Below are 12,273 nucleotides of genomic sequence, written 5' to 3'. Positions count from 1 at the left end.
CCGGATGCGGAAACGGCGCGCTTTCGACTGCCGCGGGCGGCATCAGGTTCCCGCACGCGGCGTGGCGCCGAAGATGGACGCGACACTTTACATCGCGCCTCCCCGGCGCTACCTTGCCAACGGTTAGCAACCACAACATCTTGTGCTTGTTTGCGATCGAGCGGACAAGTACTGGTGGGGTGAATCGCTTCGCGGGGAGCAGTCCGGCATCCGGTCGGCAAGGCGTGGCCGCGGCATCCAGCCGCTCCGGGCAACGCGATGCGACGACGGCAACCAACAACAAGGCCGCAAGGCCGCACACGAACGAGGTCAGGGAACCGATGAGCACAGCGCGCGTGCCAGCCACGGGGTCGGAACTGCAACGCGATGCCGCCGCGGCGATCCCGCTGCAACCTGCCTCGCAGGACATCTGGGACAAGAAATACCGCCTGCGCACCAAGGCCGGCGAGCCGGTGGACGCCGATGTCGACGGCACCTGGCAGCGCGTGGCGCGCGCCCTGTCCGAGGTGGAAGCCACGCCCGAGCTGCGCGAACACTGGAACGAGCGCTTCCTGTGGGCGCTGCGCCGCGGCGCGATCCCCGCCGGCCGCATCACCTCCAACGCCGGCGCGCTGGAACACAAGCCCGCCACCTCCACGATCAACTGCACCGTGTCCGGCACCATCCGCGACTCGATGGACGACATCCTGGAGAAGGTGCACGAGGCCGGCCTCACGCTGAAGGCCGGCTGCGGCATCGGCTACGAGTTCTCCACGCTGCGTCCGCGCGGCGCGTACGTGTCGGGCGCGGGCGCGTACACCAGCGGCCCGCTGTCCTTCATGGACATCTACGACAAGATGTGCTTCACCGTGTCGTCCGCCGGCGGCCGCCGCGGCGCGCAGATGGGCACGTTCGACGTCAGCCATCCGGACGTGAAGGAATTCATTCGCGCCAAGCGCGAGGACGGCCGCCTGCGCCAGTTCAACCTCTCGCTGCTGGTCACCGACGGCTTCATGCAGGCGGTGGAGCACGACCACGACTGGCCGCTGGTGTTCCCGGTGCACGTCAAGGAGCGCGACGAGATCGACCTCGACGATCCGGCCAAGGTGGTGTGGCGCGAATGGCCCACCCACGAGAACTACGTCGACCGCGCCGACGGCCTGGTCGCCTGCAAGATCTACGGCCACATCCGCGCGCGGCACCTGTGGGACATGATCATGGTCTCCACGTACGACTACGCGGAGCCCGGCTTCATCCTGATCGACAAGGTCAACGAGATGAACAACAACTGGTGGTGCGAGCACATCCGCGCTACCAACCCGTGCGGAGAGCAACCACTTCCGCCGTACGGCTCCTGCTTGCTCGGCTCGATCAACCTCACCACCTTCGTGCGCGATCCGTTCGGCCCCAAGGCGCGCTTCGACTGGGACGAATACCGCGAGGTAGTGAAGGTGTTCACCCGCATGCTCGACAACGTGGTGGAGATCAACGGCCTGCCGCTGGAGCAGCAGCGCAACGAGATCATGAGCAAGCGCCGCCACGGCATGGGCTACCTCGGCCTCGGCTCCACGCTCGCCATGCTCAAGATGCGCTACGGCAGCGCCGAGGCGGTGGGATTCACCGAGGAGGTCTCGCGCGAGATGGCCGTAGCGGGCTGGGAAGTGGCGCTGGATCTGGCGAAGGAGAAGGGCGTCGCGCCCGTGCTCGCCAGGGACTACACCGTCACCGGCGACATGCTGCGCCGCCGCCCGGAAATGGCGCGGGACGGCTGGAAGGTCGGCGACGCCATCCCCGGCCGCGTGCTGCACGCCAAGTACAGCCGCTACATGCAGCGCATCGCCGAAGTGGCGCCCAACCTGGTGAAGGATCTCGCCGAAACCGGCGCCCGCTTCACCCACCACAGCTCGATCGCGCCCACCGGCACCATCTCGCTGTCGCTGGCCAACAACGCCAGCAACGGCATCGAGCCCAGCTTCGCCCACCACTACTCGCGCAACGTGATCCGCGAAGGCCGCAAGACCAAGGAAAAGGTCGAGGTCTACAGCTACGAGCTGCTGGCCTACCGCGCGCTGATCAACGCCAGCGCGATGCCGTACTCCGACGACCCGCAGGCCAAGCTGCCCGACTACTTCGTGGCCGCCGACGACATCAGCCCCAAGCAGCACGTGGACATCCAGGCCGCCGCGCAGAAGTGGGTCGATTCGTCGATCTCCAAGACCGCGAACGTGCCCACCGACTACCCCTACGAAGACTTCAAGGACATCTACTTCTACGCCTACAAGCAGGGGCTGAAGGGCTGCACCACCTTCCGCTTCAATCCCGCCGCCTTCCAGGGCGTGCTGGTGAAGGACGCCGACCTTGCCAACACCCTCTACCACTTCGAACTGGAAGACGGTAGCGTTATCGAACTTCGCGGCAACGAGGAAGTGGAATACGACGGCGAAACGCATACCGCCGCCAACCTGTTCGATGCCTTGAAGGAAGGCTATTACGGCAAGTTCTGACACGCAGTCCACGAACGCAACGATCACCGCCGAGGGGTACACCCGCATGTCCATCGATACCGAAGTCGAAGTGCAAAACAGTGTTGTGCCGGCCGCCCCCGCGGAACCGGTGATCGAGGCGCCGGCCACCGCCGCGCCCGCGCCGGCTGCTCCGGCCGTGGCGCCAAAGAAGGCGGCGCCAAAGAAGGCGGCAGCCAAGAAGAAGGCTGCGCCGAAGAAGGCCGCCAAGAAGAAAGCCGCGCCGAAGAAGGCTGCAGCAAAGAAGGCCCCGGCCAAGAAGGCTGCCGCGAAGAAGGCGGTCAAGAAGGCTGCGAAGAAGGCTGCGAAGAAGGCTGCGAAGAAGGCCGTTGCGAAAAAGCCGGCGGCCAAGAAGGCGGTGAAGAAAGCCGTCAAGAAGGCCGCGAAGAAAGTCGCGAAGAAGGCCGTCGCCGCCAAGAAGGCGGTGAAGGAGGTCGCGAAGAAGGTTGCCGGCAAGGCGAAGAAGGTCGCCAAGGCCGCAAAGAAGGTCAGCAGCAAGAAGACGGCGAAGAAAGCCGCTCCCAAGAAGACAGCCAAGAAGGCTGCCGTGAAGAAGGCCGCCAAGGCGGTCAAGAGGTCCACTGCCAGCAAGAAGGCGAGCGTCAAGTCGGCGAAGAAACCCGCTGCCAAGAAGGCCGCCCGCAAGAAGTAAGTCCCGAAGCAGCCGGCCCGGCCTCGCGCCGGGCCGGCTGTTTTTCTCTCAGCGGCGGCGCGCTTTTGCTCGTCATTCCGGCGAAGGCCGGGGTTCAGTGCCTCCCGCTTTCGCCGGAATGAAGAGTTCCGGAAAGTCCGCAAGTTTGTTTTCTACGCGCCGCCGTCCACTCAGGTAAAGAACACCATGGCGATCAAGATCGAAAAGAAGATCAAGGGCTACAACGTCGTCAAGCCCGAGGACAAGGCCGTGCCCGCCGCCGCACCCGAGACCAAGGCCAAGGCCGCCGAGCCGCGCCAGGCCGAAGTCATCCAGATGCACGAGAGCTTGGAGCGCCCCGAGCAGCTCATCGGCTCCACCTTCAAGATCAAGTCGCCGCTGTTCGAGCACGCGCTGTACGTCACCATCAACGACATCGTGCTCAACGCCGGCACCAAGCACGAGCAGCGCCGCCCCTTCGAGATCTTCATCAACTCGAAGAACATGGATCACTTCCAGTGGATCGTGGCGCTCACCCGCATCCTCTCTGCCGTGTTCCGCAAGGGCGGCGACGTCACCTTCATCGTGGAAGAACTGAAGGCCGTGTTCGACCCGCGTGGCGGCTACTTCAAGGCCGGCGGCGTCTACATGCCCAGCATCGTGGCCGAGATCGGCGCGGTGATCGAGCAGCACATGAAGAACATCGGCCTCATCCACGACCCCGAGATGAGCGACAGCCAGCGCGCCCTGATCGCCGAGAAGCGCGCCGCCTACGAAGCCGTCAGCAGCAAGAAGGCCGACACCTCCGCTGCGCCCGTCGAATCCAACGGCAGCTTCCCGCCCGGAGCCACGCTCTGCCACAAGTGCAATACGCAGGCGCTGGTGCTGATGGACGGGTGCCAGACTTGCTTGAATTGTGGGTATAGCAAGTGCGGTTAACCAGTTTTAGTAAATTTGCCTGAGCGCGCCTACGGGGGGGGGTGATGGATGGATCCTACTATCGAGTGCCAGATGACAGGCGCTATTGGGTGGTGCGTGCGGATGCTGGTGATTTTTTGCCGCATTTTACTACGGCAGGCGTTATCGCTATCGGGCATGTTGATGAGGCTGTCTCGAAAAAGCCCGATCAATTGCCGAAGGATGCCAATTGGGCGACCTTTCATGCGAATTTGGTAAAGGCGCGCGAGCAAGATGGGCAACGCCCTCGCGGCATTAGTTCATTAATTTCGCAGGCAAAAGCCTTTGTTAATGACATTAAAGAAGGTGACTGGATTATTTGTCCTGGTGGTGGTCTTCTCAGGATTGGGGTTGTAACAGGCGAGGCATACTGGGATGACAAGCCTGTGGTGCTCGTTGATCGCGAAAAGCGACCATCAGTCATGAGCTTTATGCTTCGTCGGCAAGTAACTTGGGGGCCGACCGTTTATAGGGAGGAGTTCTCTAGCCCCTTGCAGCGCTCTCTATTTGCAAATCAGACTGTCTTCAACATCGATAGTCACTGGGAAGCAATTTATCATACGATTTATCCCGCATTTTCACGGAACGATGCGCTGTATCTTTCAGCGAGGATATCGACAGACGGTCGTATTAATAACGTTGATGTCGCATCATTCCTGCTTACGCTTAGTGATATTGAGTTGACAGTACGGGCTCTTCATGACGGCCTATCTAATTCGAACTTTGATGAGAAGTTGGCCGGTTATACTGAATCGGGCAAGTTGAGTTTGGCAACAAAGGCCGAGTTCTACTCTCCGGGAGATATATGGGTTCAACTGATTGGCGGGGCGGGCGAGCTTTTTTCTGGAAGTAAATGGATGGCAGCAGTAGTTTTTGCTTATGGCATGCTGTTTGGTAATCAGAAGCTTGGTTTTGATGGAATTTTGGATTTGGATACGCGGCACAAGATCCGCGACATCATTATTGATCGCATGAAGAAGCGGCGTGTTGAGGCTGCAATAGATAGGATGGATGTTGCGCTGCCAAACAAGGACACCGCTCCACTCGAGTCCAAAGATCAAAATACGTAGTGAAGGCTCAAATTTGTTTGCTATATCTTGGCTTGGACTTGGATCCAGGTATTTTTAGACTCCAAAGGTCACTGTCATGGAAATTGTGATCGGAGTATTAGCCGGCCTTCTTACTTCCGTGGTGCTCGCACTGTTAAGAAAGGCCGTGCATGAATGGATTATTCCTTGGTATCGGCTCGTAACCTATAAAGGTCTATTGCTTGAAGGGAGTTGGTTTCGAGTCGCGAATTCTCAAAAGACACTGCTTGAAATTAAGCGGGAGTGTGAGCGTCTGTCAGGAAAGGCTACGGCCACCAGCTTTCATCAAAATGCAGGGTTGCACATCGACGACATAAGAACGTTTGATCTTGAGGGGTATATTTATGGGCGATTTGTGATTATCACCCTAAAAAATACTGATAGATCGCGCCTCGGAGTGGTGAGCTTCTTGTTGCAGATTGAAGGTGATGGCACCTGCCTTAAGGGGGCGTCAAGTTGGTACGCGCCACTCATGTCCTCAATTCGGTTTGGGGATGTGGCTTTTTTTCGAAGTGAAGAAAGAGCGAACGTCTTCCTGGCGGAAGAGAACAGGGCAGAGTAGAGGTCAAGAAAACGGGAAAAGGTGTCAGGGACAATTTTTACTTCATGGCAGGTTCCGCACGGCGAGACGTGGCCTTTCCCCGTACCAGCCGCTACCGTTCAGCCTTTCTTCCTTCTTGGAAACTCCATGTCCCTCAAGGCCGATTTCGAGCTGATGGCCCGCTACAACCAGTGGATGAATGCGTGCCTCTACGCGCAGGCCGCGAAGCTGGATGAGGCGGAACTGCGGGCGGATCGGGGCGCGTTCTTCGGTTCGATCCTGGCCACGCTGGCGCACATCCTCGCGGCCGATACGCACTGGCTGAAGCGCTACGCCATGGCGATGCCGGGAGTGGCTTCGCTGGACTACGTGAGCGCGATGCCGCTGCCTGCGCTGGTTCGCGGCAATGTGTCTCCCGATTTTGTCCGGTTGTGGGCGGATCGCGAGACGATGGACGCGGCAATCATCGCGTTCACCGCCGAAGCCGACGACGCGTTGTATGCGCAGTCCTTGAGCTATGTGAACACTGCCGGCGAGTCGCACACCAAGCCGGCCGGGCTGGTGCTGCGCCATGTGTTCAATCACCAGACCCATCATCGCGGACAGGTCACCACCTTGTTCAGCCAGCTGGGCATCGATGTTGGCGTCACCGATCTGTCGGCATTGATTCCCGAGTGCGACGGCTGAACGAGCGGCGCGTCGGTGCTTGCAGCGTGGTGAAGGCGTGCGTCATGCTGCCCGGAGCGGCGAGCCAAGCGGGGCGAGATCGTCGCATTACCTATCGCTGCGTTTCGTCTGGCTGCAAGATCCGCACGATCAGAAAGGCAAGCAACGGGATGGCGATCGCGTAGACATACTGCGTCCGCGACACGCCGATACCGAACGGAAACCAGATACCCGGCACGCCGACCGTGTCGAGCAGCTCGCCGCCGAACAGCGAGGCCGCAACCGAGGCCAGCGTGACGAGCGCCAGGATTCGCATCGGGCCGCTGCGGATCATGCGCAGGCCGATCACGACGAACAGCGCGATCGATGCCAGCCGGCTGATGCTGATCCAGGTCGCCGAATGGATCGCGGTGCCGACGAACGCGGCGACCGCCAGCGCCAGCGCCGCCACGTCGATGCTTCGCCATGGACGCGGGCACCAGCGGTTCCATGCCCATGTCCAGGCGGCCACCGTCGGTATCCACATCACCGACGCCAGCCACGCATAGGTGGCCAGGCTTTGCAGGTCGGTCCATGCGGTGATGGCGTTGTTGAGGCGCCGCGCTGCCATGAGTGCGAGCGCGATGCTGGCGAGAACCAGGAAGCCCTTGCAGCTGCTGCGCGACCAGCACGCGAGCGCCAGGCCGATGAGCGCCAGCATGGCGACCGGCTCGACCACCTCGACGATGTAGCCGGCGATGGTTCGCTGCCATTGCACGCGGTGCAGCGCATCGCTGGTCAGCCGCGGCGCCAGGATGGGCGCGGTGTGCATGCCGCCGCCATCGGGGCTGCTGGCCGAGCCTGGATCCATGTAGGTGCGCACGGCGAGCACGCCGCGGGTGACTGCCGCATCGGTGGGCAGGGCGAACTGCAGTGGCCGCGTGCCAACGACGCGCGGGTTCGGGCCAAGCCGGCCCGAACCGCCCAGCAACCGGCCGTTCCAGTACAGTTCGTAGCCGTCCTCGACGAGGGTCGGCCCGAGGATGTCCCATGACGCGTGCTCGGCCGGCACCGTCACCGCGCGCCGGTACCAAGCGTAGCCGTGGTAACCGGGATGGCCGTGCGCCATCCAGCCGCCCACGTAATCGGGCAGGCCCACGTCGCCGTCGTGGCTGCCCGGCGGAGCGGTCATGTCGATCATTTCCCAGCCGCTGTCGTCCGTATCGGCACTTGCCCAGCGCGGATCGTCGCCGACGTGGAACCGCCAGGAACCATCGAGCAGGGTGGCGGCGGCGCGCAGCGGCTGCGGATCGGGTCGGCCGCCGCTCGCCAGGTCGGCGATCACGACGGCCAGAGCCACCAGCGTCGCCACGACGATGCCGACGAACAGCTTGCGTTGCGTCGCGTCGATCGGCGATGCCGTTGGAGGTATCGGTTGGGACGTCATGCGAAAGATGCCTCGATATTTTTCGGTCAGCCCGTATCGCGCACGCGGGATTTCGCGTTACCCGGCGCGGGAATCATCGCCACCCCCGATGCCGGCGGAAAGGCCGGCAACGGCAAGGCGTCCCGGACGCCGTCGGAGAGCTGGCCGATCCATCGGCGGAAGGAGGTGCCAAGGGAAATCCCCGGGGACAATGCGAGCGTAACTCTGCTACTGTCCTGCCGCCCATGCTGGATTGTCCATCCGTTTTTGACGCCAGCCTCTTTGTGGCTTGCCTGGTGGAGGATGCCTGATGCCGTGGGACAAGAACGCAGCGGCCACCCATGCCGACAACCACGCGCGTAGCCGTAGCACGGGCAATTGCGCGCGATATGTCCGGGAGGCCGTCGATGCCGGCGGCGTCACGCTCGGGCACACGCATTACGCGAAGAACTACGGGCCTATCCTGGTCGCGTCGGGATTCCAGCAGATACACGGTGTTCCGCAGAAAGGGGATGTCGCCGTGATCCAGCCGGCCCCCGGGCATCCTGCCGGGCACATGGCCATCTTCGACGGGGCGAACTGGGTTTCCGATTTCAAGCAGCTGCACGGCCTTTATCCCGGCCCTGCGTACCGGAGCGCCCGGCCGGCCTACGTCGTCTATCGCCATCCGTGAGGTGTGGAATGAACAGGCGTCTTTCCGTGGCGTTCGTTGCGTTGCTGGTCATGGCGGCGATCCTGTTGCCGATGCCCGCGCTGGCCGCCGGCAAGACTGACGATCCAGTGGCCCAGACCCGGGCTTTCTACGCCTGGTTCATCGCCCACGACACGGATGCCGGCTACCCGCTGGCCAGCCCCGACATCTACCGCTACGTGGCGAAGGAAACCGTGGACAGGCTGCGCGAGGACTATCGCCGCAGCGGGCCGCCGGGCGATGTCGATTATTTCCTGAAGGTGCAGGATTACGACACGCGCGACTGGCTGGCGCACATCGCGACGCAGCCCGCGGTCATGCTCAGCGCGGTGGCTGTCGTCCCGGTGACCTTGGGTTCGACGGACAAGGTGGGCGTGCTGGTCTTCCTCAAGCGCAGCAATGGAAGCTGGAAGATCATCAAGGTGGACGACACTCGCGGTTATCCGTGAGTCCGTTGGTGGAGGATCCGGCAAGCGCGCCCTGCGCGGCGTATGTCGTGGCGCTGGGCCGCCGTTCGTAGAGCCCGACTGCCTGACTACACGTCCTTCCCCGGTACTGATCCGGAGAACTCCTGCCGCGGAGCAAATGGCTGGAACGCACAGTCCGCAGGCCAGCACGCGAGGCGCATTGCTTCGGCACGCGGGCGAACCCGCCCTGCATCATGGCCCCAGTTTCCCGCTTGCGCGCAGCCATCCCGCAGACAGCTTCGCCCTAGTAGGATGGCGGTTCGCCTGGGGCCGTCGCGGCCTTCGGCATCCTTGAACCTTGCCATCGGATACCACCCATGAACCTGCACCGCACCTTGCTCGTTGCCGCGCTGGCCGCCGCTAGCGGCCTTTCCTTCGCCCCCGCCGCATCGGCGCAGGCCGCTGCCGCCCCCGCCGCCAATCCGCTGGGCGGCAATCCGGTGCCGGGCGTGTGCATGCTTTCGCGCGAGGCGGTGTTCGCGCAGTCCAAGGTGGGCCAGGCCGCGAGCGAGCGCCTGAAGTCGCTGGCGACGCAGCAGCAGTCCGCGCTGGAAAGCCAGCGCAAGCCGCTGGACGCTGACATCCAGGCGTTCCAGCAGAAGGCTTCCACGCTCACCGAGGCGCAGCGCAAGCAGCAGGGCCAGGCCCTGCAGCAGCGCATGCAGGCTTTCCAGGCGCAGGCCGGCCAGCTCGAGCAGCGCATCCAGCTCACCCGCGGCAAGGTGATGGAGCAGATCGGCCAGCAGGCGCAGCCCCTCGTCAACAGCTCCTACAACAGCCATCACTGCGGCCTGCTGCTGAACCGCGACGCGGTGCTGGGCGGCAACACCAGCAACGACCTCACCGGCGACGTGGTGAGCGGCCTCGACGCCAAGATCACCTCGCTCAATTTCAACCTCGAGCCGCTGCCGGCCAGCACCGGCAAGTAATCGCGCAGCGAAACCGGATGGCTGCCGCGCGCATCGTGCGGCAGCCATTCTTTTTGCCCGGATCGTGCGGGTGGCGTCGCGGATGGCGCGGAATCCCGCACAACCGCCGGGGCCGGACTGGCCCGGTGCTAGAGTGAAAAGCCATCCCGCAGCGGAACCCGCCATGATCCACGACGCCTTCTATCCCATCGGCATCCCCGGCAAGCCCTGGGGCGCCGCGGAAGTCGCCGAATGGCGCGCGCGGCAGCGCCGCCTGCGCAGCTACGCGGACGAGGTGCAAGACCGCATCGTGGCCTTGCGCGCGAGTTTCGACGTGGCCGAATACGGACGGCTGGACTACGCGCCGGAAAGCTACCCGTTGTTCTTCGTGAAGAGCCGCGACTGGAACGACGCGCTGCCGGTGATGCTGCTCACCGGCGGCGTGCACGGCTACGAAACCAGCGGCGTGCACGGCGCGCTGCAGTTCCTCGAACGGGAGACGGCGCGCTACGCGGGCCGCATCAACCTGCTGGCCGTGCCCTGCGTGAGCCCATGGGGCTACGAGCGCATCCATCGCTGGAATCCCGACGCGCTCGATCCCAACCGCAACTTCCGTGCGGACAGCCCGGCGCAGGAATCCGCCGCGCTGTGGCGCCTGCTCTCGCCGCTGCGCGACACCGCGCGCCTGCACATCGACCTGCACGAAACCACCGACACCGACGAGAGCGAGTTCCGCCCCGCGCTGGCCGCGCGCGACGGCCAGCCGTTCGAGCCGGGCACCATTCCGGACGGCTTCTACCTGTGCGCGGACAGCGCGCGGCCGGAACCGGCCTTCCAGCAGGCGGTGATCGCGGAGGTGGCCAAGGTCACCCACATCGCGCCGGCCGACCCCGACGGCACCATCATCGGCTCGCCAGTGGTGGCGCACGGCGTGATCGAATACGACTGCCGCAAGCTCGGCCTGTGCGCCGGCATCACCAATGCGCGCTACCGCACCACCACCGAGGTCTACCCGGACAGCCCGCGCGCCACACCTGCACAATGCAACGACGCGCAGGCGGCGGCGGTGTGCGCGGCGATCGACTACGTGCTGGCGCACGGCTGAGGGCGCGTCCGCCGAATGTGTGCGAGCATCGCGCTTCCCTTCGCCGCGATGCGAGCCCGCCATGAAATACCTGCTGATGGTCTACAGCGACGACTGCCTGCTCGACGCCCTGCCGCCGGGCGAGTTCGACACGCGCATGCATGCCTGCATCACGCACGCGGACGAGCTGCGCGGGCAGGGCAAACTGCTCGACGCGCAGCAGCTGGAAGCGCCGGCCAGCGCGAAATCGGTGCGCATCCGCGCGGGCAAGACCTTCGTGCTGGACGGCCCGTTCGCGGAGACCAAGGAATACCTCGCCGGCTTCAACCTGGTCGAGGCGGACAGCGAGGAAGAGGCGATCCGCATGGCTGCCGAACTGCCGTGGGCGCAGACCGGCTGCATCGAGGTGCGGCCCTTGCGGGATTTCGAGGCGGTGCGCAAGCGCGTGGGCGCGTGAGCACCGCCGCCGCGCCGCGCCGTCACGGCTTCGGAATGCTGGTCTCCACCACGGTGTCCAGCACGTAGGCCGCCGGCGCGCCGCCGGTGGCGTAGCGCGTCACGCGCACGATGTTGTGCACGCCGTCCTGGTGCGTGTAGCCCTCGATGCCGGGCAGCGCATGCCATCCCCCCGGCGTGCCGGTCTTGAGGCCGTTCGCGTCGTAATGGATCTCGCGCACGTTCAGGCAGGGCTGTTTCTGCTGGCATGGCACCTTCTGCGCCGCCACTTCGAGGAATTCGGTGGTGCCGGTGCCACCGTAGCGGGTTTCGGCCGTGGGCACGCCGTCGAACTCCAGCGTGTCGCCGGCGGCCGTGCGCAGCTGCAGTTGCGGCTTGCCGCCCTGTTGCACGACCGCGATGGCGGGGTGGCTGGCGAGGCGCTGGCCGATCAGGCCGTCCAGCCGGTTCAGCGCCTGGTCGGCGCAGGCCATCATGGTGTGCATCATCGGGCCGACGATGAGCTGGCCGTTGGCGATGCGGTAGCTGCCGCCCATGCCGTTGCAGGCGTTGCGCACGCTGACACGGCCGTCGACGAAGTCCAATTGCAGCGGCTTGTCCGCGCGCACGAACAGCGCGGCGATGCGCTGCCCGTCGTGGTCGGTGGCCTGCGCCAGTTGCCAGTGGTAGCCGCCGAGCTGTGCGGCGTCCGGCGTGGCCGCGTCGGCGGCCGGCGGCACGGCCGCGCAGGCGGCGAGGGCGGCAAAAGCGAGCGGCAGCAGCAACGGCAGATGGCGGCGCATGGCGTTCTCCGTGTGGTGGCGGTGCAGGCTGCGAGCTTAGGCCAGCCGCCGCGCCGTGGCGATGTCGCGGATAATGCGCGCTTCCCGGCGATTCAG

At 64.2% G+C, this 12,273-nt stretch carries 12 protein-coding genes and 1 pseudogene; 11 read left to right on the top strand and 2 right to left on the bottom strand.

The genetic code is table 11. From position 1 onward, the window contains the following. Nucleotides 1-320: 320 nt before the first annotated feature. The 6 genes and pseudogenes from ACZ5Z2_RS14520 to ACZ5Z2_RS14495 all read left to right on the top strand — a co-directional run bounded on the left by ACZ5Z2_RS14520 (nucleotide 321) and on the right by ACZ5Z2_RS14495 (nucleotide 6,405). Nucleotides 321-2,483, top strand: coding sequence for an adenosylcobalamin-dependent ribonucleoside-diphosphate reductase (locus tag ACZ5Z2_RS14520; RefSeq protein WP_464759316.1), 2,163 nt, complete (start codon nucleotides 321-323; stop codon nucleotides 2,481-2,483). Nucleotides 2,484-2,790: 307 nt separating this feature from the next. Next, nucleotides 2,791-2,868, top strand: a pseudogene (locus ACZ5Z2_RS14515) (histidine biosynthesis protein HisIE); the annotation flags it as partial. A 471-nt stretch (nucleotides 2,869-3,339) separates the two neighbouring features. After that, nucleotides 3,340-4,071 carry a TSCPD domain-containing protein gene (locus tag ACZ5Z2_RS14510; protein ID WP_464759315.1) on the top strand — a complete coding sequence of 244 codons (732 nt, stop codon included), beginning with the start codon at nucleotides 3,340-3,342 and terminating at the stop codon, nucleotides 4,069-4,071. A 44-nt stretch (nucleotides 4,072-4,115) separates the two neighbouring features. Continuing rightward, nucleotides 4,116-5,159, top strand: a complete 1,044-nt coding sequence (locus ACZ5Z2_RS14505) for a hypothetical protein (protein WP_464759314.1) — start codon at nucleotides 4,116-4,118, stop codon at nucleotides 5,157-5,159. A 76-nt stretch (nucleotides 5,160-5,235) separates the two neighbouring features. After that, nucleotides 5,236-5,739 carry a hypothetical protein gene (locus ACZ5Z2_RS14500; RefSeq protein WP_464759313.1) on the top strand — a complete coding sequence of 168 codons (504 nt, stop codon included), beginning with the start codon at nucleotides 5,236-5,238 and terminating at the stop codon, nucleotides 5,737-5,739. A 126-nt stretch (nucleotides 5,740-5,865) separates the two neighbouring features. Next, nucleotides 5,866-6,405, top strand: coding sequence for a DinB family protein (locus ACZ5Z2_RS14495; protein WP_464759312.1), 540 nt, complete (start codon nucleotides 5,866-5,868; stop codon nucleotides 6,403-6,405). A gap of 91 nt (nucleotides 6,406-6,496) precedes the next feature. On the opposite strand, the gene ACZ5Z2_RS14490 is transcribed toward ACZ5Z2_RS14495, so the two are convergent. Then, entirely contained in the window at nucleotides 6,497-7,810 is a 1,314-nt protein-coding gene (locus ACZ5Z2_RS14490) for a glycoside hydrolase family 2 (protein WP_464759311.1), read from the bottom strand. 289 nt (nucleotides 7,811-8,099) lie between these two features. On the opposite strand from ACZ5Z2_RS14490, the gene ACZ5Z2_RS14485 reads away from it, so the two are divergent. The 5 genes from ACZ5Z2_RS14485 (at nucleotide 8,100) to ACZ5Z2_RS14465 (ending at nucleotide 11,396) form a co-directional block, all read left to right on the top strand. Next, nucleotides 8,100-8,462: a hypothetical protein gene (locus ACZ5Z2_RS14485; RefSeq protein WP_464759310.1), complete on the top strand. Its 363-nt coding sequence runs from the start codon at nucleotides 8,100-8,102 to the stop codon at nucleotides 8,460-8,462. Between the two features lie 8 nt (nucleotides 8,463-8,470). Next, complete coding sequence (locus ACZ5Z2_RS14480) at nucleotides 8,471-8,929, top strand: DUF3828 domain-containing protein (protein ID WP_464759309.1); 459 nt, start codon at nucleotides 8,471-8,473, stop codon at nucleotides 8,927-8,929. 335 nt (nucleotides 8,930-9,264) lie between these two features. Then, the gene (locus ACZ5Z2_RS14475) at nucleotides 9,265-9,876 is read left to right on the top strand and encodes an OmpH/Skp family outer membrane protein (RefSeq protein ID WP_464759308.1); all 612 of its coding nucleotides are present in this window, start codon (nucleotides 9,265-9,267) and stop codon (nucleotides 9,874-9,876) included. Between the two features lie 163 nt (nucleotides 9,877-10,039). Then, the gene (locus ACZ5Z2_RS14470; RefSeq protein ID WP_464759307.1) at nucleotides 10,040-10,960 is read left to right on the top strand and encodes a M14 family metallopeptidase; all 921 of its coding nucleotides are present in this window, start codon (nucleotides 10,040-10,042) and stop codon (nucleotides 10,958-10,960) included. A 61-nt stretch (nucleotides 10,961-11,021) separates the two neighbouring features. Further along, nucleotides 11,022-11,396, top strand: coding sequence for a YciI family protein (locus ACZ5Z2_RS14465; RefSeq protein WP_464759306.1), 375 nt, complete (start codon nucleotides 11,022-11,024; stop codon nucleotides 11,394-11,396). A gap of 22 nt (nucleotides 11,397-11,418) precedes the next feature. Here ACZ5Z2_RS14465 and ACZ5Z2_RS14460 read toward each other — a convergent pair whose 3' ends face one another. Continuing rightward, a complete protein-coding gene (locus ACZ5Z2_RS14460) occupies nucleotides 11,419-12,177 on the bottom strand; it encodes an META domain-containing protein (protein ID WP_464759305.1) in 759 nt (252 codons plus the stop codon). Nucleotides 12,178-12,273: the final 96 nt, after the last annotated feature.

Source organism: Rhodanobacter sp. G1 (assembly GCF_055397855.1).
This window is presented reverse-complemented; position numbering and strand designations above follow the sequence as displayed.